Here is a 23,036-nt window from a genome sequence, read left to right as displayed (position 1 = left end):
AGGACGCAGATGCCCGCGTCGATGCCGATCGGGAAGACGTAGGAGAAGTTCCCGAAGCCCTTCTGGATCGCCAGCTCGCGCACCGCCGCGTAGGAACCGGCGAAGCCGATGCCGGCGATGATCACGGCGCCGGTCACGATGACGCCGATGAGGACCCGATGTGTTCGGGTCAGCCGGGGTTTCTCGTTCTTCCCCGCAGCCACGTACCACTCCCCCGTTCCGAGCCTTACGACCGAGCAGCTCTCACACTGCCACGAGGAAGATCCGGTCGGGACAGCAGGGCGGGCCGCTCCTCAGATCATCGACGCGCATGGCGCACCTCCGGTTTCACGGACCTCGCCCGAGGCTGGTGCCGCGCCGAGGTCCGCACCTGCTCGAGGCCCCGCCGGAACGCATGTCGGTGCGCGCGCTCGCAGGCAGCCCGTTCCGTACCCTGACGGCATGCGCATGCGCCCCACCCTGAGCTGGACCCCCACTGAGGACCTGCCCCCGGGCACCACGGATCCGGAGCCGGTCGCCGCAGCCCTGAGGGCCGGCGGTGTGCTGGTGCTCAGCGGGGCGGGCCTCTCCACGGAGTCGGGCATCCCCGACTACCGGGGGCGGGGCGGCAGCCTGAGCCGGCACACTCCGATGACCTACCAGGACTTCACCGCCGACGCCCGGGCCCGACGCCGGTACTGGGCGCGCAGCCACCTCGGCTGGCGCACCTTCGGCCGCGCCCGCCCCAACGCCGGGCACCGGGCCGTGGCCGCGTTCGGGCGGCACGGTCTGCTCTCGGGTGTGATCACTCAGAACGTCGACGGTTTGCACCAGGCCGCTGGCAGTGAGGGTGTCGTGGAGCTCCACGGGAGCCTGGCCCGCGTCGTCTGTCTGTCCTGCGGCGCCCGCAGCCCACGCCGTGAACTCGCTCAGCGGCTGGAGGAGGCCAATCCCGGCTTCGAGCCGGTGGCCGCGGACATCAACCCGGACGGCGACGCCGACCTCACCGACGAGCAGGTCGGGGACTTCCAAGTGGTGCCCTGCGCGCTCTGCGGCGGCATCCTCAAACCGGACGTGGTGTTCTTCGGCGAATCCGTCCCGCCGCAGCGGGTCGAGCTCTGCCGCGAGCTGGTCCGTGAGGCGGACTCGCTGCTGGTCCTGGGCTCGTCGTTGACGGTGATGTCCGGGCTCCGGTTCGTACGCCAGGCGGCCGAGGCCGGCAAGCCGGTGCTGATCGTCAACCGGGACCCGACCCGGGGCGACAAACACGCCCTCACCCGGGTCGCGCTCCCCCTGGGCACAGCCCTCACCGACACGGCCGACCGGCTGGGCATCCCGGTCGACGGTCGGACGGGGGCCCGGATGCGCCGGTGAACTCCGTGGGTCGCCACCGGCGTTCGCCGGCCTTCCGCGTCGACGGAGAGCCGCAGCACCGAGCCGTCTCCACCGGTGAGCACCATCGCGGCCCTCGTGTCTCCGGGACCATGTTCACCCGGGCAACCCGCCGGTTCCTGGATGACCTCCCTGGACGCCGTGACCGAGCGGGAGGTCCGTGCCGCAGCTGTGTGTCCGACGAGCACCAGGCTGTGGGGGTGCACCGGTTCACCGGTCAGCCCCAGCCGCTGCGGAGGGGCACGCGTCTCTTCACCTTCGTCGGATACGACAAGCTTCGGTCGGCCACCTGAACCAGCGGGGTGCCTGCGGTACACCGGCCCGGACGTCGGCCAATGGGGCGCGAGGGGGTGTTTCGAAAGTCCCGCACAGCACCCACGGCGCCCGGCATGCCCTCTCGCCGCACCGGCCGAAAGCACGAGTACATCCAGTACGAGCGCTTTCGTCCGGCACGCCGAGAGCACGCGCCGGACACCTCGGGCACCGCACACAGGACTTTCGAAACACCCCCGAGGCCCGGGCCGGGCCGTGTCCGTGGTGCCGAACGCCCGTCCGCCCGGTGTCGGAGCCCCGCACCGGGAGCCGCCCCTGCGCCCCTGCGCCCGCCGCGCACACCCTCGACCGGAACTCGGCCGCCGGGACGTCGACGCCTGTGACGCGATCGGTTCACCCGTACATGTGAGTCTTCGGCTGAACGTTCATATGCAGCAGTTTCTCCGTTCAGGAACGCCGACGGGGCGTCTCACGGATCATGGACTGGCCATGATCCAGCGCGGATTCCCTCTCACCTCGTCGAGCCGTCCGACTTCGGGCACCACAGCCGTGTTCGCCACGGCGGAGAAAGCACGGCGTGCGGTCAGGCACCGATATGACCGTCCGATGATCACACGGAGGACGTCACATCCCGCCGCGGAGACGGATACGCGTCGGCCCGCTGGTGACGGTGACGACCACGACGGCGGCGGAAGAAACACCGCACCCGCGTCCGCCGAGGTGTCGACCGGCGTGGCCGCCCGTCGCCGCGGCCCTCCCCCTCCGCCGCACCTCCCGTAGCGAAGGACATGTCACCCTGCGAGACCAGGAGCTCCCATGACCACACCACGCATCGACGTCGTGCACCCCGACGACCTGACACCAGGGGACCTCGATCTGTGGAACGAGCTGCGCACCGCCACCGCGGACGTGGCCAACCCCTTCATGAGCGCGGAGTTCACCCGGGCGATCGGCCGCGTCCGCCCCGACACCCGGGTGGCGGTCCTGCACCGGAGGAGGGAGCCCGTCGGCTTCTTTCCCTACCAGCGCGGACGATGGGGGCACGGCCGGGCGGTCGGCCTGGGCGTGTCCGACTGCCAGGGCGCGGTCCTGCACCCGGACGTCCACCTGGACCCGCGTCACCTCATGCGCGCCTGCTCATTGAACGCCTGGGAGTTCAACCACCTCGAAAGCGGCCAGGACCTCTTCCTGCCCTACGCGACCGGTCGCTTCGCCTCCCCGGTCATCGACCTCACCCACGGCTTCGCGCAGTACGAGAACCACCTGCGGACGCACGCCCGCGGCTTCCTGAAGACCGCGCGCGCCCAGGAACGCCGTATGGGCCGACAACTCGGCCCGCTGCGCTTCGTCTACGACGAGCGGGAGCCCACCGCCCTGCGCGCCCTCATCGCCTGGAAGTCCGCCCACTACCGGCGCACGGGCCGTCGCGACCCCTTCACCCAGCCGTGGATCACCCAGCTCGTCGACCGGCTCGCCGACACGGCGTCACCGTCCTGCTCCGGGATCCTGTCCGTGCTCTACGCGGCCGACCGGCCCGTCGCCGCCCACTTCGGTCTGCGCTCACGAACCGTCTTCTCCTGCTGGTTCCCCTCCTACGACCGCAGCCTCGCCACCTACTCCCCCGGCCGCGTCCTGTACCTCCGCATGATCGAAGCCTCCGCCGCCTCGGGCATCCGCCTGTTCGACTTCGGAAGGGGCGACGCCGCCTACAAGGACTCCTTCAAGACCGGTGACCTCCCCGTCCACGAGGGGGCCTTGCGCACGGCCGGTCCCGGAGGCACTCTGCACTGGCTCCGTCACGAACCGGTACGGGCCGCACGACTGTTCGTGCGGGACCGTCCTGCGCTGAAGGCAGCGGCGGTGGGCATGCTCCGAGCCGTCGGCAGGATGCGGGAGCGTTGACGGGTGGTCCGCGCCCCGGCACCGGGGAACGTCGGCCGGTTCACCGGCCGGGCCGCCGGAAGTGGGCGTAGGGCGGGTACGGCTTGAAGCAGACCAGCACCTCGACCGGGTGTCCGCCGCCCGGCTGCTGGACCAGCGTCGGAAGTGCCGTCATCAGCGCCGAGCGTCCTTTCTCGACGCCCGCCCGGCGCGGTCCCCAACCCGCCGCCTCGGCGAGGTCGGTGGCCGTCTCGGCGAAGAAGCCGCGGCTTCCGAAGAGGAAGAACGTCCGCGCGTGGGTGGCGTGCCGCAGCTCGTCTCGGACATCCGCCCGCTGCCGGTGCCGGCTCCAGGAAGCGGCGTCCCGGGCCGTGCGGGCCTCGTCGGTGCGGACGGTCAGCGGAGTGCCGTTCACCAGTTTGCGCCGCAGCTCGGGCCACTTGCCGGCGCGCAGGCCGAGCGTGTGGTGGGCCAGGACGAGGTCGACGAGTTCGCCCGTGCCCTCGTCGGGAGGGACGCCGTCGCGCAGCGGTATGTGGACGATCGTGTGCCGGGAGTAGGCGGCGAAGGAGAACAGGCCGGCGAGCCGGCTCAGCCCGTCGTGGTCGCCGAGGAGCCAGCCGATGGGCTCGGGGGCACGCAGAGAGGTGTGGCGAAGGGGCTGCCGGGGCTGGACGATCCGGTGCTCGTACGGTCCCGTCCGGGGCCTGAACTGGCGCAGTCTCAGCCGCATGCGGAGCACCTCATGGCCACAGGATCACCGCCGGTGACCCCCTTGCGCAACGGAGTTTCCGCCCGGCCGTTCCCGCTGCGCGTCCTCGCCTCCTCCCCCTGCGCGAGTCCCTCCTGCGCGAGTCCCTCCTGCGCGAACCTGCCGAGCGCCCGCGCGGCCTCCGGTGCGCCCGAGGGGGACCTGGCCGGTGGCAGCGCGCGGCGGTCCGCCGGCGCGGCCGGCACCGCGTCGTCGATGCCGCGGCCGCGTTGCTCCCCCACCCCGACGGCGGCCGCGACCGCCGCCCCCACCCGCCCGGCGGTTCTCGACGCGCTCACCGAACAGCCCACGGAGCGAATCGCGCGTCCGGCCCCGCCGCAGTCCCGCGGCTGGCAGACCTTCGCGGACTTCCTTCTGCGTTGTCACGGCACGGACCGCTCGCGTGCTGCCGCGTCCCGGCCGCGCGTCACGGTCGAAGGCACCCGCGGGCGGATCCGGTTCTCCCGCGTGCCGGGCATCAGCCTCTGGCAGTGGGGTGGGGCGCCCGTCCAGGTCGTCGATCGCGATCCGGCCGCACCCGATCGCTTCCGGATCCTTAACGCCGGCTGAGAGACCCGCGAGCGGGTCCGCTCCGCACTCGGGTTGCCCCGTCCGACGCCGACGCGGTCGGGCCTCGGCCGGGTGAGGACCTCGGCGGGGTGGCACGGCCCGACGACGGGCCGCGACGACGACACACGGGCGTCCCCGTCGTCGACGCGGCGCCGGGACGTCGTCGGCGCCGCATCCTTCCTCACTCACGCGGGGCTCGCCGCCCGGGTCAGACCAGGGTGTTCTTGTAGAACAGGTTCGAGCGGCGGTCGCCCGACACACCCGAGGCGAAGCCGAGGAAGAGGCGGACCTCTCCGTCGACCGTCCGGTAGACGGCCAGGCCTTCGGGCTCGCGGAAGTCGAGGGTCTCGCCGGCCCTGGTCAGGACCGGCCCCTCCTTGATCCCGCCGGTGTTCATGTCGATGCTGGTGATCTCGGAGTCGACGACGTCGCCGTTCGCCTCGTACGACGTACCGGTCATCACGTAGAGGTACTGGCCGTACGCCGCGTACCCCTGGAAGGTCGACGACAGCGTGGGCAGGGTCGGCTGCTTGAAGTCCGCGAGCGGCGAGCTGAAGTCGCCGTTCGTCGCCGCCGCGAGGTCGTACACCGCTATGTGCTTGCCGTCGGTGAGGTGGTAACGGACGATCAGCCGGTCGTTGACCGGGTCGATGGAGCAGGTGTGCTCCGTCGCCGCCGACACCGGCGTGTACTTCGTCAGCGCCGACGACGTGTTGGACAGCGTCGTCCCGCTGGTGAACCTGAACCGGGCGAGCCGCTTGCCGTAGCCGCCCGAGTTCGCCTCCACCTCGGTCCACAGGTACGTCGACGAACCCACGCCCTGGGCGCCGAAGGCGACCCCGTGGCCGAAGCCCGTCAGGTACATGTGTCCGACGTAGTTGCCGGAGAAGTCGAGCTGCGTGATGCACAGGTCGCCGGCCGTGTCGGAGGTTCCGTTGCGGCGCTGCGCGACGAACAGCCGCCGGTTCACGTTGTCGAAAGCGAAGCCCTGCTGCACGGTCACGTCGCGCAGCGACTTGCCGCGGTACAGGTCGTACGAGCGCTGCGTCAGGTCGAAGCGCTGCGACGCCGGAACCGCGGCCGCGGCGGACCCCGCACCGTAGCCGAGGCCCAGGGCGGCGATCCCGACCCCGGTGCCCGCGCGCAGCAGTCCTCGCCTGGTCAGCACGGTCTTCGGCTCCTGTGTCATGGGTCCTCCTGTAGGGGCTGCTGCGCGAGCGGATCACCGTCGGGGAGGGCACGCTCCGCGCGAACGATCACGATGCGGCGACCCTACGCGAAGTGCGCCGGGCAGCGGTGGGGAGGTCCCGGCCCTCGGGGGTGGGCTACGCACCGGCGAACTCTGCGCGCCGACGGGGTCGTCGCCGTGGGCGCGCCCCCGCTCGGGTCGGGTGGAGGCGGGTTGCCTCGGCCTCCTCGGTGTCGGCGGGCTGACCGGCGGAGTGGGACCGCCGGTGGCCCCGACCCGTTCGCGGGTGGCGCACCGGCGGGCGCGGCAGCGGCGTTCCGGGCCGCTGTCGTTGTCCGGGTCCCTTGCGGGCGCCCTGGCCGCTCGTGGAGGCCGTCGCGGTCCTCGCCGCAGCGGCCTTCTTCGTCATCCCGCGACCGCCGACGACTCGTCCGGAGACCGTGCGCGGTCCGGTCGATCAGGACGTTTCGTCGGTGACCCGGCATCGGCTCCGTCTTCGCGTGCAGGGTGCAACGATGTGCCTCCCGGGTGCCCGCGCTGTGGAGGGGCAGGGGAAATGCCGGTGAGGCGGCCTTGGTGCGCACGGTTTCAACCGAGGTGCTGCGTAGGGTTTTTGGACTTCGTTTCACTGCTCGTCGCCCGATCCAGGAGTTGCGTGATGACCAAGGACCTCCGTTCGTCTTTCTCCCGCCGGGGACTTCTGCGCACCGGCGCCGGTGCCGGGCTTGCCGCGCTCGGGCTGGGTTACACCGCGCGGAGCGCGTCCGCGGCGGTGCCGACGAGTGCGCGGTTCGACCTGTCGCAGCCGTCCTACGACCTGTTCCGCAACAAGGTGCTGCACAGCAAGCGAGTCCAGCAGAGTTTCGCCTTCGACTCGGTCAACAAGCGTCTGTTCGTCGCCGCCAAGCGGGCCGGGAGCACCGAGGCGGACGGTGACCTGTGCATCACTCACCTCGACTTCCAGGGCAACTACGTCTCGTACATGCACCTCAACGGCTTCGGTCACGGTGTCGCGTTCGGTGTTCGCCCGGTGGGCGGTGCCAGCCACCTCTGGATCGAGTGCGAGGCCAACTCCAACGGCTACGGCACCAAGCTCGCCTACATCAAGTACAGCGCCGGCACCACGCTGGACGCCTCCTCCACCAGCTTCGGCAGGTTCCAGCCGGTTGCCGGCGCCACCGAGTACACCTGCTCCATCGACCCGGTGTACAACCGCATGATCGTCCGCTATCACAAGGACGGCGGCAAGCACATCGCCGTCTACAACGTCTCCGACACCGACAACGGCGACTTCAGCAAGCCGCTGGTCAAGTTCACCCCGCCGTCGATCTCCGGCACACCGCAGGGCTACACGCTCCACGGCTCGTACATGTACTTCCTCACCGGCAACGCCTACTCCGCCTCCAACCCCGACCCGGGCAACACCCGCCTGACGAGCATCAACGTCAACACCGGTGCCATCGCCCAGGGACCGACGCTCACCAAGGCGGGATCGACCCTGACCTACCGCGAGCCCGAGGGTCTGGCCGTCTACCGCACCGACGGCGGCGAGTCGCGCCTCTTCCTCGGTTTCGCCACCGGCGAGGAGGGCGACCGGCGCTCCAGCATCTTCTACAAGAACGCGCTGGTCTGACGCGGCGGGGCGACGCGGTCCGGGCGGTCGGGGGCGCCGCCCTGTGCAGCGCGGGCCGGCCGCGGCGTCCCCTGGCCGCCGATCGTGTCCCCGGTCCCTGCCGCCGCCGGGCGGTGCTGTTCACGTACCGCCCGGCGGCGGCCGGGCGGGCCGCTCGCCCAGCCTTTCGCGGTGGGGGCCGCCGGCGGTCACGGGCCCCTACCGCCTGGCCAGTTCCGACCGTCGGTAGGAGTAGCCGAAGTAGATGAGGAGCCCGACCGCGAACCACACGGCGAAACGCACCCAGGTCTGCCACTGGAGGAACGTGATCAGCCAGATCGAGAAGACGATGCCCAACGCCGGCACGAACGGCATCCACGGCGTCCGGAACGTGCGGGGCAGCTCCGGCTGGCGGTACCGCAGCACAATCACGGCCGCGCACACCACGACGAACGCCAGCAGGATGCCGATGTTGGTCAGCTCCGCCGCCTCGCCGATCGGCAGGAAGCCGGCGATGGCCGCCGAGGCGAACCCGACGATCCAGGTGACGCGGGTCGGGACGTGTCGCGTCGGATGCGTCTTGGCGAACCACTCGGGCAGCAGCCCGTCGCGGGACATCGCGAACCACACGCGGGTCACGCCCAGCATGAAGGTGAACATGACGGTCAGGATGCCGATGATGGCGCCCACCGCGATCACATTGGCCAGGCTGTCCAGCCCCACCGACTTGAACGCCGTCGAGAACCCGCTCTCCTTGTCGATGTCCTTGTAGTTCTGCATGCCCGTGAGGACCAGGCAGGCGGCCACGTACAGCACCATCGAGATCGCCAGCGAGTAGAGGATCGCCTTCGGCATGTGCCGCTGCGCGTCCTTCGACTCCTCGGCCGCCGTCGACATCGCGTCGTACCCGAAGACCGCGAAGAACACGGTCGCCGCACCGGTGAACGCGCCGCTGAGGCCGTAGGGGAAGAACGGGTCGTAGTTGGCCGTGTCGATGTGGAAGACGCCGACCGCGATGACGAGCAGCACGACCAGCACCTTCAGCACGACCACCGTGGTCTCGAAACGGGCCGCGTTCTTGATGCCGAGGGTCAGCAGGTAGGCGATCAGCAGACACAGCAGCGCGGCGAACAGGTCGATGCGGTGCCCGTCGCCGGTGCCGGGTGCGCCGAGCATCCAGTTCGGCAGGTCGGCGCCCATCTCGCCGACGAGGAAGCTGAAGTAGCCGGAGATGCCGATCGCCACCACCGCCACGATGGCCGTGTACTCCAGCAGCAGGTCCCACCCGATGAACCAGCCCGCGAGCTCGCCGAGCACCGCGTAGCCGTACGTGTACGCCGAACCCGCCTTCGGGATGAGCCCGGCGAACTCGGCGTACGACAGGGCCGCTGCGGCGCTGGCGACGCCGGCGATGAGAAAGGAGACGAGCACGGCGGGTCCCGCCGTACCGTTCGCCACGGTGCCGGCGAGGGTGAAGATGCCCGCGCCGATGATGCCGCCCACGCCGATCGCGGTGAGCTGCCACAGCCCGAGCGACCGTTCGAGCCGTGTGCCCTCGACGAGTTCCGTCTCCTCGATGTGCTCGATGGGTTTGCGACGGAGAATTCCCTCACCCATTCGGAGTCTGGCCATACGCCTCACCTCTTCACGACCGGCAACGGCTGACGGCGGCTCATGATGGCTCAGCGGCGGACGGGAGCGGAAGGCGCCACGCACGTGTCCGGCGGAGCTTTCGCGCCCGAGGGGTCACTCGGCCGCAGCGCGGGGAGACGTCCACCGGCCGAGTGGCAGGGACAGGGACCGCTCACCGCTCAGGGGTCCTTGCACGATGCCCGCCCGGTCCGGTGTGGCGGACCTTCGGGTGACGGCGGAGACTGGGCCGGGACGGACCACGGTGTGGAAAGGGCTCGGGGTGATGGGTGACTACGCGGACCTTCCCGGTGTGAGGACCTGGTACGAGACCGAGGGTGCCGGGGACCCGCTGCTCCTGCTGCACGGCGGCTTGTGCACCAACGAGACGTGGGGCGCGCAGCGAGCCGACCTCGCCGCCGAGTACCGGGTCTTCCTGCCGGAGCGGCGCGCCCACGGGCACACGCCCGACGTGGCCGGGCCGCTGTCGTACCAGGACATGGCCGAGGACACGGTGGCCTTCCTGGAGCGGGTGGTCGAGGGGCCGGCGCATCTGGTCGGGTGGAGCGACGGAGGCGTGGTGGCGCTGCTGGTCGCCATGGCCCGGCCCGAGCTGGTCCGCAAGGTCGTGGTGATCGGGGCGAACTTCCGTCCGTCCCCGGAATGCTTCGTCGAACCGGCGATGCTCGACGCGATGACGCCGGAGGGCCCCGCTCTCACGTCCCTGCGCGAGATGTACGCCGCCGTCGCGCCGGACGGCCCGGACCACTGGCCGGTGGTGGCGGACAAGACGCTCACCATGTGGCGTACCCAGCCGACGCTCACCCTCGAGGACCTGGCCCGGGTCCGGGCGCCCACCCTCGTCATGGTCGGCGACGACGACATGGTGACGCTGGAGCACACCGTCGCGCTCTACCGCGCGATCCCCGGGGCCCAGTTGGCCGTCGTCCCCGGCGCCTCCCATCTGGTCCCGCTGGAGAAGGCGGCTCAGGTCAACCGGATGGTCCTCGACCATCTCGCGCAGGACGCGGTGAAGACGATGATGCCCGTCCGGCGTGCCTCGCCGGCCGGGGGTGCTGACGGCGCCGCTGCCTGACCGCCCGCAGGAGCCGGCGGGCGGATCGTGCGGGCGGTCCTCGTCGTCTGGGCGGTCGCACGTTCGGCGGCGCGCACGCGAAGGCGCTTCGCACAGAAGCGGTGGTGCCGGACCGTGCGGGCCGGCACCGTCTCGTCGACCGCCGCGGCACCGGCTCCCGCGGGGAGGGCGCTCGGGCCTTCGGCGAAGGCGGGACTCACACCAGTTCGGGCTGCGGTTCCGGTTGCGGGGCGGGTGCGGCTTTCGGTTCCCAGTGTCCGGTGGTCCGTACGTATCCGTAGATCACCGAGGACATCGCCAGAAGGAGGAGGGGCCCGAACACCCATGGATATCGGGCCATTTCCACCGGCAGATAGCGGTACGACAGCAGGAGCGCGGCGAACACCGCGGCCCCGTGGGCGACCAGCTGAACTCCCGATCGGTCCCAGCCGCGGTCGAGCGAGCGCAGAGCCGCCTCGATCGTGATCGTGAACACCACGCCGGCGACGAGATCCGCGCCGTAGTGGTAGCCGAATCCCAGGGTTGCGGTGAGCGTGGCGACCAGCCAGAACGTGCCCGCCCACCGCAGAATCCGTGGGCCCTTGCGGGAATGGATGAAGATCGCGGTGGCCCATGCCGTGTGCAGGCTGGGCATGCAGTTGCGCGGGGTGATCTCGTCGAAGGGTATCGGGTGCGGGGTGGTGAGCGGCGGCGGTGTGCCGGGCCACAGGTCGGCCACCGCCCACTGCACGGTGGACGGCGTCTCCGGCCACAGGTGCGCCGACGCCCAGTGTTCGTTGCCTGCGCCGTAGGCGTAGAGCGGTCCGACCACGGGGAAGATCATGTAGATCGCGGGCCCGAGGAGGCCGATCACCAGGAAGGTGCGCACCAGATGGTGGCCCGGGAAGCGGCCCTCGACCGCCACATTGCGCAGTTGGTACAGCGCGACGACGACCGCGGCCACCGCGAGCTGAGCGTAGACGTAGTTGAGGACGTGGGCGCCGATCGTGCCGCTGGCGGTGAGGACCCGGCCCACCAGCCACGACGGATTGCCCAGCGCGTGGTCGGCGGTCGCCACGTACTGGTCGAGGACCTGGGGGCGGGTTTTCGAGGTGATCAGCAGCCAGGTGTCGCCGGTCTTGCGGCCGACGACCAGGAGGAGGCCCAGACCGGCACCCTTCAGCATCAGGGCACGTTCGCGGCCGGTGCGGCGTACGACGGCGAAGACCGCGCAGCCCAGCATCACCCACAGAGCGCCGTTGCCGAAGGGGTGACCGCCGGTCATCCTGGCGCCGACCGCCCACCGCACCGCCAGGAAGGCGACGTCGACGCCGATCGCGGCTCCCACCGCGACGAACCGTTGTCTCCGGGTGAGTACCACCAGCATCAACGCCATGGCTGCGTACAACGCGAAGCCCGACTTGGGCGGGAACATCATCTCTCGTGCCAAGGCCGTGACGGGTCCCAGCACTTCGAGGCGACGCGCGACGATCTCCAGCACGGTGAGGAATCCGAGGACCGCCACCCCTGCCGCGGCCCACAGTATGACCCGTGGTTGACGCCACGCGGAGAGCGTGAGTATGCCGTTTCTGCGCGAAAACATCCGCGGTGCTCTAGGTATCAATTGTTTGGCCGATGTGTGAGTCGTTGGTCGGGTGAGGCCGCTCATCGTGCCGGATGGCATGTCTTTCCGGTACAGGACGGGCGATGGGGGGCGTTCGTCGTGGGTCGAACATGCTATCGGAGCGCCTCGGGGACACTGCTCGGGCGTCCGGACGGCATGCCGGGACGACCTCACCCCTCCGACCAACAGGACTTCGTCCGGCACCGTTGCGACATCGCCGTGCGGGACGAACGAGCCGCTCGAAGGAGCGATCCTGGATCGCACGACGGGAGTCCGGTGGCGGCGGAGGCCCGCTGGAGAGTGGCACGGCCCGGACCGCGCCGTCCCCGTCCTCGTCGAGCACGAGAGTGCCGTCGACCCGGCGTACGGCGCCTGCGCGGAACAGCTCGCGTCCCCTTGCACGCACCGGGGGATGTCGTCGGCTCAGGGGTCCTTGCCCTATGAGCGCCTGCCGCGTCCCCGAACCCCCGGCCCCAACCGGACGGGTGACGTTCGCGCGGCCCCTACCGCGGCGCTACGACGGCGAGGACTCCCCGTGCAGCCGTTCCGTCCGGCCAGGTCCATCCGGCGACGAGGCGTCCGGACGACCCGTGCACGGCGGCCCGCGCCGGCTGCGGAACGCGGACGATCCGGACGTCGAACCCGTCCCCAGGGCCCGTTCCGTCGACGGTGACGGTCGGGTCGGGGGTGTCACTCTCGTTCTGGTGCTGCGGTACGGCCTCACCCCGCAGGAGGGCCCGCAACTGCGCCATCACCACCGGGTCGTGGACACCGTCGTAGATCCACCGGGTGCCGAGCACCCCGTGCTCGGCGGTGCCGATCAACGCCTCCTCCGGGACGCCGTCCAGCGCCGCGCCGCGGTAGCCCATCGGCACCAGGTAGGCGACCGGCTCCTGCGCGCCGGCGTCCACCACGACCATGAACTCGATCCCGACCGCGCCCTCCGGATCGTCCAGACGGAACCCACCGGCCCTGACCAGGTCCGGCGTTCCCTCGCCGCCCACGTACCAGCTCTGCTTGGGCAGCCAGCCGGTGAGCAGCTCCAGTTTGCCGGGGGTCATGGTGGTGCGGTGGATGGAGGCCATGCGAGCTCCCTCGCGCGTAGGTTCGTGCCCGTCTCCGACGGGATGTGATCGAACCTATAGGAACCCTGTGACAGGCACCTACGGCAGGAACCGGAACAGCACCGCGGCCTCCGCGCGCAGACGCGCGACTCGGTCGGCATGCGCGGGCGCGGTCAGCCGCGCCGCGACCTCCAGCCGCTCGGTGGCCTCGGCGCGCACGATCTCCGCCACGCTGCGCTCGCTCAGCTCACGCCTCACCGCCTCGGTGGTGCCGGCACCGACCGGCGACTGCTCGAGGGCGCAGCCACGTCGTGCGGCCTCGTCCACGGGCACCGCCTCGGCGTTGTCCACCGCGCCGAGCGTCGCGCGCAGTGCGCTCACCGCTGTTTTGTCGCGGGCGCGCATCGCTTCCGACAGGGCCTGACGCATCTGCAGACGCAGGGACATGCCGCAGACCCTACGGCCGGCGCAACGGAACCGCCAACGCTGGCCCGTGCCGACCGGACAACGGGCAGGTGACGAGCGTCACGCGCACCCAGCCGTCCGTCACGGGTGTTGTCCGTCACTGGTGCCGTCCCCCGTCGGGAGGGGGGGGCCGGAGCGGCTCCTCACGCGGGCGTACCGCGTGCGGCGGTCGAGCACGTCGACCGTGGCCTGTCCGCCTCCGGTGGATCCCGGGGGACGACCGTGCCTGCCGGAGGTGCCACGAGGCGGGGAACGTCAGCGTCGCCCCCTCGGCCTGAGCGGCCACGCCGAGTGCCTCGCGCACAGCCTCGGGGATCTCCCTCTCCTCGAAGGGATAGCGGCTGCTGTGGCGCTGGTGAACGGCCGTGTACAGCGCGCCGAGGTGGCCCTCACCGGTTGCGCGGCTGGTCAACCGTACGCTCGCGAGGTGGGCCCGGTCGGTGGGGTCGGGCAGCAGCAGGGTCTCCGGGGACCAGCCCTCATGGGCCGCCGCGGCCCTCAGGTTCAACAGGGCGGCGCCGCAGCCGAGATGCAGGGCGCGGGTGTCGGGGTCGGAGTGCGGCATGACGCGCTCGAAGTCGGCGTACAGCTCGATGGTGCGGCTGTGCCGCAGATAACGGAAGCGCCAGGACTGCGTGTTGTGCACCGACGGTGCGGCGGTGGCGGACCGGACCAGGGCCGCCACCCGCTCGTCGGACGGTGCTCGTCGGCTCACTGGAGCCTCCCTCGCGAGTCGTCGGCGCTCCGGACGGGTCTCGAAAGCCCCGCCCGGGGCGGCCTACCGATCAGTTGCGGTGATCCTGCGGCCGGTGAGGCTCGTGGGCCGGATCGACACCCACATCTGGCGTTCACCGCCCGACCAGGGCATGGTGTGGGCCCGCTCGCGGAGTCTGCGCACGGCCCCGGGTTCGGTGACGACGCTCGCGGGGCCGACCGCGAGCACGCTCCAGCCCTGGCTGAGGGCGTCGTCGACGTGGTCGACCTCGAAGGCGACCTCCCTTCCGACGGCCGCCGCCGGCAGCGCGTCGGGTGCGGTGCGGAAGACGATGGTGTCGTCGACGACCTCGTAGTTGACCGGGACGACCGCCGGGCGGCCGTCGTCGGACGACACCGCGACACGTCCCACGCCGTGGGTGGACAGCAGTGTGCGGCATTCCTCCTCGCCGAGGTCCCGCAGCCGAGGACGCAGCATCGCCCGGCCCTGGCCGGGAGGCAGGTCGATCCCTCCGCCGCGCAGCGCGGCGGTGGTGGTGCCCAGGGCGTCGGCCAGCCGGATCAGAGCCGCCACACTCGGTTCTGCGGGCCGCTCCTCCAGGTACGACAGGTAGCCGGGCGACATTCGGGCCCGGCGGGCGGTCTCCTCGCGGCTGAGTCCCTGCCTGCGGCGTTCGACGGCCACGCGCCGGCCGATGTCGCCCGGGTTGGACGTCCCGGGCGGTGCGGCGGCTGCGGATCCGGTCGCCGCCCCGCCCGCCCTGGAGGGCTCGTCGGCGGTCTCGGGCCGTCCGTGTTCGAGAGGGTGGACGTGCGCGTCAGGGCCGGGGAACACGAGGGTCACCTCGTCCGTGTCCGACCAGCGCACGTCGTACGGAGGGGTTCCGTCCGCGTGGTGGAGTCCCACGATCTCGCCGTCGCGCCGGGTGGCGCCGGACCTCGTGCTTTCGATGACGAGCTGGTCGCCCAGGTGAGCTCGCATGACGGCCGCCTTTCTCTCACGGTGCGTCCGGACTCAGCCGGATCTGGTCGAATACGTGCCTCTCCGCCGGAACCACGCCCTGGGCCGGGGGGCGGCTGATCAACGCCGGCCGAGCCCTCGACGGCGGCCGTCGAGGGCTCGGTCCCGCACGGAGGTGCCACGACTGTGGCCGGGGGGCGCTGATCGACGCCGGAACCACGCCCGGGGCCGGGGGGCGGCTGATCGGCGCCGTGGTGGTCCTCCCCTCCCGCAGGCAGGGCATGGTCGCCGTCGCTTCGCACAGCTCGGTCGTTGTCACGTTCGACATCGGTGTCACCTCCCGGGCACCGGGCCGGTCCTCGCCGTCACCGGCGGAACCGCGCGGACCACTGCGGCTCCACGACGTCCCACTCGGCGTCCCAGCGCGCGTACCTTCTCCTGTCCAGCACCAGGCGCATGCCCGCCCACGCGCCGTAGGACCCGGCGGACACGCCGACGGCCGCCATGCCGCCCACCAGCCAGCCTGCGGTCCTCGCGTCGAACGAGGTCGTCGGCGGCGTGGTGACGGTTCCGTTCCGGTCCACCCACACGCGCACCGCGGCCCCCTTCCGCGCCCCCGGCTCCACGAGGGCGGCGCCCGTCCGCACGACGCCGTCGCGGTCGGTCCAGCGGACCCGCGCCGACTGCTTCGCCGCATCGACTTCGTCGGCCTCGACGTCCGCCGTCAGTCGGGCGGTGACCTCCTGGCGTTCCGCCGCCTGGGCCCGCGCGGTGCGCATCGAGGCCTCGTACGCCGTCAGCCCCGCGCCCAGCGCGGCGAACGGCAACCCGAGCGCCAGGACGACCATCAGGACACGGCGGAACCAGCACTCGAACGTGTCGGACGGACGGCGGAGCGGATTCGGGCCCTTCCGCGTGTTCTCACCGCGCGGCGAGGGCGGACCGGACGTGTCCGGCGATCCCTGTGCGTTCATGGGCCGGCCTCCAGCAGGTCGCTGGTCGTTTCCCCCACCATGGGTCCCAGCATCCTTCATCGACGGGCTTCGGTCACGGGGCCGAAGGTCCCTGTGGGAGCGACCTTCGGCCCTGAGCGGCAGCCGGGGCCCGTGCGCGCCGGTCGCGGTCGTCTCCGGCCCGTGCCCGACCGGGTTTCGAGGCAGTGCTGATCGCGCTCACCGCCGGCAGGCCGGCGCGGCGTGCCTCGCGGCCAGCGGCGGCCCGGCCGGAGCCGGCCGGGCCGTGCGGCTCCTGCCTGTCGGGCGGACAGTGGAAGGGGGAACGCAGCGCACGAGGAGGCGGAAGCCATGAGGCACCGGATGCTGAGCGACCTCATGACCACACCGGTGGTCCGGGAGCACCGCGTCACCGGCTTGAAGGGGATGGCCGAGCACGACGTCACCGCCGTACCGGGCGTCGTCGACGACGAACGCGTCGTCGGCAAGGTCTCGGAAGCGGACCCGCCGCGTAACGAGGCGGCCCCGCCGGGTAGGGCCGGCCTGCCGCACCGCCACGGTGACGGAGTGCGAGACGTCGGTCCGCGCCGGGCCGGCCGCGTGGGCGGGGGGTGCTCGCCATGGGTGCTCTGAGAGCCGTGTCCGACCGTCCGGTCCGGGTCACCGCGCGGCTCGACGCGCCCCTGTCGCGATGGCTGTGGCTGGTGAAGTGGCTCCTGGTCGTCCCGCACGTCGTAGTGCTGTTCCTGCTGTGGATCGCCTTCAGCGTCGTCACCGTGATCGCGTTCTTCGCCATCCTCTTCACCGAGCGCTACCCGCGTGCCTTGTTCGACTTCAACCTGGGTGTGCTGCGCTGGAGTTGGCGGGTCTCCTACTACTCGTACGGCGCCCTGGCCACGGACCGCTACCCGCCGTTCAGCCTGGGTGAGAAGCCCGACCACCCGGCCCGTCTGGACGTCGCCTTCCCCGAGCGCCTCTCCCGGGGACTGGTCCTGGTGAAGTGGTGGCTGCTGGCCATCCCGCACTACCTCGTCATCGCCTTCTTCGTCGGCGGCTGGCACCTCGGGTGGAGCGGTGGACTGCTGACCGTCCTGACACTGATCGCCGCCGTGATCCTGGCCTTCACCGGGAAGTACCCCAGGGACCTGTTCGACCTGGTCATGGGCCTGAACCGCTGGGTGTTGCGGGTCGCCGCCTACGCTGCCCTGATGACGGACGCCTACCCCCCGTTCCGCCTCGACATGGGCGCCGGCGAACCCGACGCCCCCGAGCGGTCGCCATGACCTGACGACGCGGGACGAGCCGGCCGGAAGCGACCAGGACCGCGCCGGGCGGACCCGTGCCGGGACCTCCTCGGTCCGGGCCGTGTGGCGGAGCGGATGCCCGGCCCGGCCCCTGCCCGCTCAGCCCCTGTGCCCCTGCGGTCCCCCGGGGTGGCGCGGTGTCCCTCCTCGGGCGTCGGTGGTTTCTCCTCAGGCGTCGGGGCCGGGGCGCCATCGGTCCCCGGCCCCGGGGGACAAGCCCGTGTTCAGGCGGCCCGGACGGCGACCTCGTCATGCGGCTGCCCGCCGAGCACCACCTTGAGGGCGCCGGTGTCGGCGGCCCGGGAGAAGACGTCGTACGCCTCCTCCATGTGGTCCAGCGGGAAGGTGTGGGTGACCAGCTGTGCGGTGGGCAGGCTGCCGGCGGCGGCCATGCGCAGCAGGGTGGGTGTGGAACGGGTGTCCACCAGGCCGGTCGTGATGGTCACGTTCTTGATCCACAGGTCTTCGAGGTGGAGCGTGGCGGGTTTGCCGTGGACGCCGACGTTGGCGACGTGACCGCCGGGGCGCACCGTGCGCGTGCACAGTTCGAAGCTCTCCGGTTCGCCGACCGCCTCGATGACCACGTCCGCGCCGAGCCCGTCGGTGAGGTCGGCGATCAACTGCTCCGGTTCCTCACGGGCGTCGGCCACGGCGTCCGCGCCGAGCCGCCGGGCGGCCTCGAGCCGGGACGCGGCCGGGTCGACGGCGACGATCCGCTCGGGCGTGAACAGGCGCGCGGTGGCGATCGCCGCGAGGCCGATCGGACCGGCGCCGACGACGGCCACGGTGTCGCCCGGGCGTACCCGCCCGTTGAGGACGCCCACCTCGTACGACGTGGGAAAGATGTCCGCGAGCAGGACGGCGTCGTTGCTCTCCACCGCGCCGGGCAGCGCGTGCACGGACAGGTCGGCGTACGGGACGCGCACGAACTCGGCCTGGGTGCCGTCGATCAGGTGGCCGAGGATCCAGCCCCCGCCGCCCCGGCACTGGCCGTAGGCGGCCTCACGGCAGAAGCGGCAGCGGCCGCAGGCACTGATGCAGGAGACCAGCACCCGGTCGCCCGGACGCACGGTCCGGACGTCGCTGCCGACCTCCATGATCTCGCCCACGGCTTCGTGGCCCAGGACCGTGCCCGGGCGCACCTCGGGGACGTCGCCCTTGAGGATGTGCAGGTCCGTGCCGCAGATGGTGACGGCGCCGACCCGCACGATGGCGTCGGTGGGTTCCTTGACGGCGGGGTCCGGGACGTCCTCCCAGGCGGACTGTCCGGGGCCGTGGAAGACGAAGCCTTTCATGACGCTCCTCACCAGCCTTGGCTCGCATGTCCGGGTTGCTCCACAGGTCCAGTTTCTCCGGTATTCGCCGGCTCCGCTCGGGCCGTCCGGCCCACCCCTCTCTCCGGCCGACCCCGCCGGCCGGACGGGCCCGCACGGTCGGCCGGAACGGGCCCGCACGGTCGTCGGCGGGGGCCTCGGGAGCGGTGCGCTCCTGGTGCGCCCTGCATCGCGGCCGACCGTCCGGCCGCCGACGTCAGGGTGCCTGGGTGAAGCCTCCGACGATCGCTCCGTAGCCGATGTGGGCGAGCAGCGTGACCACCGGGGTGCCGGGGCCGTAGTTGCGCATCAGGAAGCCGGGGGGCTCCAGCAGCGCCACCTGGGGGGCGCTGGTCAGGGGGCTGCCCATGCGCGGGTGGACGAGGGGCAGCAGGACGTTGACCAGTGCGGTGCCGGCGAACAGGCCGTGGGCGAGTCCGAACAGGGCGCCCCGCCACCAGCCCGCGGCGTCGATGGCGGTGAAGACGGCGAAGTAGACGAACGCGAAGATCTGGCCGTTGAGGAAGTGCATCAGGTAGCCGATGGCCTTGGCGCGGGTGCGGTTGACGGTCACCGCCGTGCCGAGGAGGAACGGCAGGTCCATGCGGGTCAGTCGCAGCTCGCCGGCGGCGCGCAGCGCGGTCGTCAGCGCCAGTGTGCCGACGAACGCTCCCGCGGCGGTTCCCCAGGCGCTCAGCATGTAGCGCCCCTGCTCGCGTCGGTGATGGCGCAGGCGGCGCTGATCAGTGCCAGGTGGCTGAGGCCCTGGGGCAGGTTGCCCAGGAAGGCACCGGTGGCGGGGTCGATCTCCTCGCTGTAGAGGCCGACGTCGTTGGCCAGGCCGACCAGCTCGTCCATGAGCTCGATGGCCTGGGCGGGGCGGCCGGCGCGGGCGAGGGACTCGGCGAGCCAGAAGGAGCAGGCGAGGAAGGCGCCTTCGCCGCCGGCGAGGCCGTCCTCGCCCGAGTACCGGTCGACGTGGGGGCCGTGTCGCAGATGCCGGTCCAGGGTGTCGATGGTGGCCTGCATGCGGTGACCGCCGCCGTATCCGTGGAGGTGGCCCACCAGGACGGCGGCGTCCAGGTCGTCACCGTCGGCGGCGCGCACATAGCTGTGGCGCCGGTGCGAGAAGCAGCGGGTCTCGACGAAGTCGGCGATCTCTTCGCGTGCGCCGTGCCAGCGATCGAGATGCCGGTCGGGGATCAGGCCGCGTTCGGCGAGGTCGGCGGCGCGGTCGAGGGCGACCCAGCACATCATCTTCGACTGGGTGAAGTGCCGGGGCCGGCTGCGGACCTCCCAGATGCCCGAGTCCGGCTGCTGCCAGGCCGTGCAGACGAGGTCGGCCAGCTCGGCGAGCCGACGTGCGACGTCCGCGTCGAGACGACCGGTGGCCCGCGCGTACTGCCAGGCCGTCTGCATCAGCTCCCCGTAGGTGTCCAGCTGGACCTGCGCGGCCGCGGCGTTGCCGACGCGGACCGGCCCGGAGCCGCGGTAGCCCTCCCAGGGGAGGGTCTTCTCCGGGGCGCGGTGCCCGCCGTCCAGCCGGTACAGCACGTTCAGGGCCGGGTGGGTGAGCTGGGAGGCGTGCATCAGCCACCAGAAGTAGGCGTGCGCCTCCGCCGGACAGCCCAGCCGCAGGAATGCGGCCAGGGTGAAGGCGGAGTCGCGCACCCAGGAGAAGCGGTAGTCCCAGTTGCGCTCGCCGCCGATCTCCTCCGGCAGCGACGTCGTCGCCGCGGCCGCGACCGCACCGGAAGGGGCGTGGACCAGCAGTTTCAGCAACAGCAGGCTGCGCATCACCGCCTCGTGCCACCGCCCCGCGTACAGGCGGTCGTGCGCCCAGCTCCGCCAGGCGGCACACGTGGCGTCCAGGCGCGCCTCGCACTCCGGGCGGGTCGGCAGGACGAGGGGTTCCTGATGGGCGAACGGCATGGCGATCAGCGCCCGCCGGCCCTGGCCGAGTGCGAAGCGGGCGCTGATCGTCGCGTTGTCGCACTCGGGCTCCCCGGCGTCCCACGCGCAGACCGCGAGCGCGTCCCTTCCGGCTGTCGCCACCGGGACACCCGCGCGCAGGGCGATCCGGGTGCGGCGAGTGCCGTAGCCGAAGCGAGGGGTGACGCTCCACCGGAGTGGCACGGTTCCCCCCAGCCCCTCCACGCGTCGCAGCAGCTCGCGCATCGGCGCCAGGGCCGTGTCGTCGTACAGGGTGAGGGCGTCGGTGACCCGTACCGTGCCTGTGCCGGTGCGGAAGGTCGTCTCCAGGACGTTGGTACCGGGCAGGTAGCGGCGCTCCACCCGGTAGGGCACGGACGGTTCGAGCGCGCACCGGCCACCGCGGGCCGCGTCCAGCACGGCGCCGAACACGGCGGGCGAGTCCAGGTCGGGATGGCCCAGCCAGTCCACCGACCCGTCCCGCGCGACCAGGGCGGCGGTTCGGCCGTCGCCGAGGACCGCGTACGCCCGCAGCGGGGCGTAGCCGCCGGTGCGGAAGCCTTCGGTCGAGGGGACCGGACCGCTCCCTGTCTCCGAGGAACCCCCGATGGTTCCCATCACTCCACCATCCCATCCGCTCCGGTGTGCCGCCCGCACACCAGGGGCGGCGCGGCCGCCGGCCGGGGAGAGTGGGGCGCCGGCAAGGCGGGTGAGCGTGCGGATCTCACCCGCCTCGTCGGCGCCGCCGGTCCCGGGGGTGGCCCGTGCCCGCCGCGGCGGCGGTCAGCGCCGCTGCGGCGTGCCGCGGTAGCGCTGGGCGAGCCGGGCCAGTGCCACCGCGCCGAGGAGGAGACCGAAGTCGCGCAGCGCGATGTCGTAGTGGCCGGGGACGGTCAGCAGGTTGACGATGATGCCCGCCAGCCATCCGGCGACCAGCCAGCCGCCGAAGCGGGGGGCGAGGGCGACGACGAGGCCGGCGACGATCTCGACGACACCCACGGCGTACATGGCCGCCTGGGCGCTGCCGGGTACGACGTCGTCGATCCACGGCGCGAGGTAGGTGGGCCAGTCCACGAGCAGGTTGGCGAACTTGTCCAGCCCGAAGAGGATCGGCGCCACCGTGAACCCGGTGCGCAGGATGGCGAACGCCTGGTAGCCGGGGTCGGCGAGCGCGGCCCGCCGGGAGGTGGTGGACGGGATGGTGGTGGTTGCGGACGACATGACGCGCTTCCTTCTATCGGCAACTCTCACTGACAATAGAAGCGCGCCTCCTCTCTTTAGTCAATGGCCGTGGGTTTTACACTGGTGTCGTGAACCGCCCGAAGGAAGCACCCGACCCCGACGTCTCCGCCGTCGCCGCGCTCGACGAGCCGACCCGCCGCAGGCTCTACGACCATGTCGTGCGCCAGCCCGGACCGGTCAGTCGCGACGAAGCCGCCGAGGCCCTGGGCCTGGCTCGCAAGACAGCGGCGTTCCACCTGGACCGCCTGGCGGACGAAGCACTGCTCGACGTCGTCTACGAGCGGCGCAGTGGCCGCACCGGACCGGGAGCGGGCAGGCCGGCCAAGCTCTACAGACGCTCCGCCACGCAGGTCAGCGTCAGCCTGCCCGAGCGGCACTACGAGCTGGCCGGCCGGCTCCTCGCCCGGGCGCTGGAGGAATCCGAAGCCACCGGCGAACCCGTCCGCGCCGTCCTGCACCGAAAGGCCCACGACCTCGGCGCCCAGCTGGGCGCCGAGGGACACACGAGCCTGTTCGCCCTGCTGGAAGGCAACGGTTTCGAGCCCCGCCACGACGGTGCCGCCCTGGTGCTGGCCAACTGCCCCTTCCATGCGCTCGCCCGCGAACACACGCAGACGGTGTGCGGCATGAACCTCCATTTGCTCCGCGGCGTCCTGGAAGGGCTCGACGAGAGCGGCTTCCGGGCATGTCTGTCACCCGGTCCCGGCCGCTGCTGCGTCCGCCTCGAACCGGCCTCCTCCGCACCCGCCCCCGCGATCTCCTGAAAGGGCTCCCCACCGGGCAGCCGCTTGTCCCCGTTCGGTGGGACACCGGAAGCGCCGTCGACGGCCCGTTCTGCGGAGCCGCCGCGCTTCGACTTCGACGGCTGGACCACGGGGAGCGGCTCCGGCGCTCCCCGGCAGCCCAGGGGGATCAGGGCCGGGCAGCCCATGGAATCAGGGCCGGTCGGCCCTGCTCGCGCGCTCCGCGCTCGAGGACGACGGGGGAATGTTCCACAACGACGGCATTCGCGCACTCGACCGGCAGGAGTGCCTCCGCCTGCTCGCCGAGGTGCCGGTCGGCCGCGTGGTGTACACCCGGCAGGCACTGCCCGCGGTGCTCCCCGTCAGCTTC

The 23,036-nt window shown here is 71.9% G+C and carries 21 protein-coding genes and 2 pseudogenes; 9 read left to right on the top strand and 14 right to left on the bottom strand.

Annotated elements, in window-relative coordinates:
• A partial coding sequence (locus ACZ4YY_RS21030) for a DUF2637 domain-containing protein (RefSeq protein ID WP_468292123.1) occupies positions 1-203 on the bottom strand: 203 nt, incomplete at its 3' end.
• Between the two features lie 238 nt (positions 204-441).
• Between ACZ4YY_RS21030 and ACZ4YY_RS21025 the strand changes: the two genes are divergently transcribed.
• Both ACZ4YY_RS21025 and ACZ4YY_RS21020 read left to right on the top strand, forming a co-directional pair.
• Positions 442-1,353, top strand: a complete 912-nt coding sequence (locus ACZ4YY_RS21025) for an NAD-dependent protein deacetylase (protein ID WP_468292120.1) — start codon at positions 442-444, stop codon at positions 1,351-1,353.
• A 1,107-nt stretch (positions 1,354-2,460) separates the two neighbouring features.
• Positions 2,461-3,546, top strand: coding sequence for a GNAT family N-acetyltransferase (locus ACZ4YY_RS21020; protein WP_468292117.1), 1,086 nt, complete (start codon positions 2,461-2,463; stop codon positions 3,544-3,546).
• Positions 3,547-3,586: 40 nt separating this feature from the next.
• On the opposite strand, the gene ACZ4YY_RS21015 is transcribed toward ACZ4YY_RS21020, so the two are convergent.
• Positions 3,587-4,258: a hypothetical protein gene (locus ACZ4YY_RS21015; protein WP_468292114.1), complete on the bottom strand. Its 672-nt coding sequence runs from the start codon at positions 4,256-4,258 to the stop codon at positions 3,587-3,589.
• Between the two features lie 393 nt (positions 4,259-4,651).
• Here ACZ4YY_RS21015 and ACZ4YY_RS21010 point away from each other — a divergent pair.
• Positions 4,652-4,846, top strand: a pseudogene (locus tag ACZ4YY_RS21010) (ABC transporter substrate-binding protein); the annotation flags it as partial.
• A gap of 208 nt (positions 4,847-5,054) precedes the next feature.
• Here the strand turns inward: ACZ4YY_RS21010 and ACZ4YY_RS21005 are convergent.
• Complete coding sequence (locus ACZ4YY_RS21005) at positions 5,055-6,035, bottom strand: phage baseplate protein (protein ID WP_468292111.1); 981 nt, start codon at positions 6,033-6,035, stop codon at positions 5,055-5,057.
• Positions 6,036-6,693: 658 nt separating this feature from the next.
• On the opposite strand from ACZ4YY_RS21005, the gene ACZ4YY_RS21000 reads away from it, so the two are divergent.
• Entirely contained in the window at positions 6,694-7,668 is a 975-nt protein-coding gene (locus tag ACZ4YY_RS21000; protein ID WP_468292108.1) for a phage baseplate protein, read from the top strand.
• Positions 7,669-7,866: 198 nt separating this feature from the next.
• On the opposite strand, the gene ACZ4YY_RS20995 is transcribed toward ACZ4YY_RS21000, so the two are convergent.
• Positions 7,867-9,279 carry an amino acid permease gene (locus tag ACZ4YY_RS20995; protein WP_468292105.1) on the bottom strand — a complete coding sequence of 471 codons (1,413 nt, stop codon included), beginning with the start codon at positions 9,277-9,279 and terminating at the stop codon, positions 7,867-7,869.
• A 283-nt stretch (positions 9,280-9,562) separates the two neighbouring features.
• On the opposite strand from ACZ4YY_RS20995, the gene ACZ4YY_RS20990 reads away from it, so the two are divergent.
• Positions 9,563-10,372 (top strand): alpha/beta fold hydrolase, encoded by an 810-nt coding sequence (locus tag ACZ4YY_RS20990; protein ID WP_468292102.1) that lies wholly within the window; start codon positions 9,563-9,565, stop codon positions 10,370-10,372.
• Positions 10,373-10,568: 196 nt separating this feature from the next.
• Here the strand turns inward: ACZ4YY_RS20990 and ACZ4YY_RS20985 are convergent, their stop codons facing one another.
• The 6 genes from ACZ4YY_RS20985 to ACZ4YY_RS20960 all read right to left on the bottom strand — a co-directional run bounded on the left by ACZ4YY_RS20985 (position 10,569) and on the right by ACZ4YY_RS20960 (position 16,153).
• On the bottom strand, positions 10,569-11,954 hold the full coding sequence (locus tag ACZ4YY_RS20985) for a DUF5933 domain-containing protein (RefSeq protein ID WP_468292099.1): 1,386 nt from the start codon (positions 11,952-11,954) through the stop codon (positions 10,569-10,571).
• Positions 11,955-12,478: 524 nt separating this feature from the next.
• Entirely contained in the window at positions 12,479-13,060 is a 582-nt protein-coding gene (locus ACZ4YY_RS20980) for a maltokinase N-terminal cap-like domain-containing protein (protein WP_468292096.1), read from the bottom strand.
• A 78-nt stretch (positions 13,061-13,138) separates the two neighbouring features.
• Entirely contained in the window at positions 13,139-13,444 is a 306-nt protein-coding gene (locus tag ACZ4YY_RS20975) for a GatB/YqeY domain-containing protein (protein WP_468292153.1), read from the bottom strand.
• 157 nt (positions 13,445-13,601) lie between these two features.
• Positions 13,602-14,219 carry a hypothetical protein gene (locus ACZ4YY_RS20970; protein WP_468292093.1) on the bottom strand — a complete coding sequence of 206 codons (618 nt, stop codon included), beginning with the start codon at positions 14,217-14,219 and terminating at the stop codon, positions 13,602-13,604.
• 63 nt (positions 14,220-14,282) lie between these two features.
• A complete protein-coding gene (locus ACZ4YY_RS20965; protein WP_468292090.1) occupies positions 14,283-15,200 on the bottom strand; it encodes a pyridoxamine 5'-phosphate oxidase family protein in 918 nt (305 codons plus the stop codon).
• Positions 15,201-15,544: 344 nt separating this feature from the next.
• Positions 15,545-16,153: an Rv1733c family protein gene (locus ACZ4YY_RS20960; protein WP_468292087.1), complete on the bottom strand. Its 609-nt coding sequence runs from the start codon at positions 16,151-16,153 to the stop codon at positions 15,545-15,547.
• Positions 16,154-16,483: 330 nt separating this feature from the next.
• Here ACZ4YY_RS20960 and ACZ4YY_RS20955 point away from each other — a divergent pair, with 330 nt between their 5' ends.
• Positions 16,484-16,765 (top strand): hypothetical protein, encoded by a 282-nt coding sequence (locus ACZ4YY_RS20955; RefSeq protein WP_468292084.1) that lies wholly within the window; start codon positions 16,484-16,486, stop codon positions 16,763-16,765.
• Positions 16,753-17,415, top strand: coding sequence for a DUF4389 domain-containing protein (locus tag ACZ4YY_RS20950; RefSeq protein ID WP_468292081.1), 663 nt, complete (start codon positions 16,753-16,755; stop codon positions 17,413-17,415). Before ACZ4YY_RS20955 ends, ACZ4YY_RS20950 begins: the two co-directional genes overlap by 13 nt.
• 245 nt (positions 17,416-17,660) lie before the next feature.
• Here ACZ4YY_RS20950 and ACZ4YY_RS20945 read toward each other — a convergent pair whose 3' ends face one another.
• The 4 genes from ACZ4YY_RS20945 to ACZ4YY_RS20930 form a co-directional block, all read right to left on the bottom strand.
• A complete protein-coding gene (locus ACZ4YY_RS20945) occupies positions 17,661-18,731 on the bottom strand; it encodes a zinc-dependent alcohol dehydrogenase family protein (RefSeq protein ID WP_468292078.1) in 1,071 nt (356 codons plus the stop codon).
• Positions 18,732-18,966: 235 nt separating this feature from the next.
• Positions 18,967-19,449 (bottom strand): hypothetical protein, encoded by a 483-nt coding sequence (locus tag ACZ4YY_RS20940; protein ID WP_468292075.1) that lies wholly within the window; start codon positions 19,447-19,449, stop codon positions 18,967-18,969.
• Entirely contained in the window at positions 19,443-21,299 is a 1,857-nt protein-coding gene (locus tag ACZ4YY_RS20935) for a glycoside hydrolase family 15 protein (protein WP_468292073.1), read from the bottom strand. The genes ACZ4YY_RS20940 and ACZ4YY_RS20935 overlap by 7 nt, the downstream gene beginning before the upstream one ends.
• A 165-nt stretch (positions 21,300-21,464) precedes the next feature.
• Positions 21,465-21,902, bottom strand: a complete 438-nt coding sequence (locus tag ACZ4YY_RS20930; RefSeq protein ID WP_468292070.1) for a hypothetical protein — start codon at positions 21,900-21,902, stop codon at positions 21,465-21,467.
• An 89-nt stretch (positions 21,903-21,991) separates the two neighbouring features.
• Here ACZ4YY_RS20930 and ACZ4YY_RS20925 point away from each other — a divergent pair, with 89 nt between their 5' ends.
• Together ACZ4YY_RS20925 and ACZ4YY_RS20920 are read left to right on the top strand one after the other, a co-directional pair.
• Positions 21,992-22,687 (top strand): helix-turn-helix transcriptional regulator, encoded by a 696-nt coding sequence (locus ACZ4YY_RS20925; RefSeq protein ID WP_468292067.1) that lies wholly within the window; start codon positions 21,992-21,994, stop codon positions 22,685-22,687.
• Between the two features lie 223 nt (positions 22,688-22,910).
• A pseudogene (locus tag ACZ4YY_RS20920) lies at positions 22,911-23,036 on the top strand (pyridoxamine 5'-phosphate oxidase family protein); the annotation flags it as partial.

Source organism: Streptomyces sp. NPDC030143, assembly GCF_055573695.1.
Note: the sequence above shows the minus strand (reverse complement) of the source record. Positions and strands in the feature narration are given on the sequence as shown.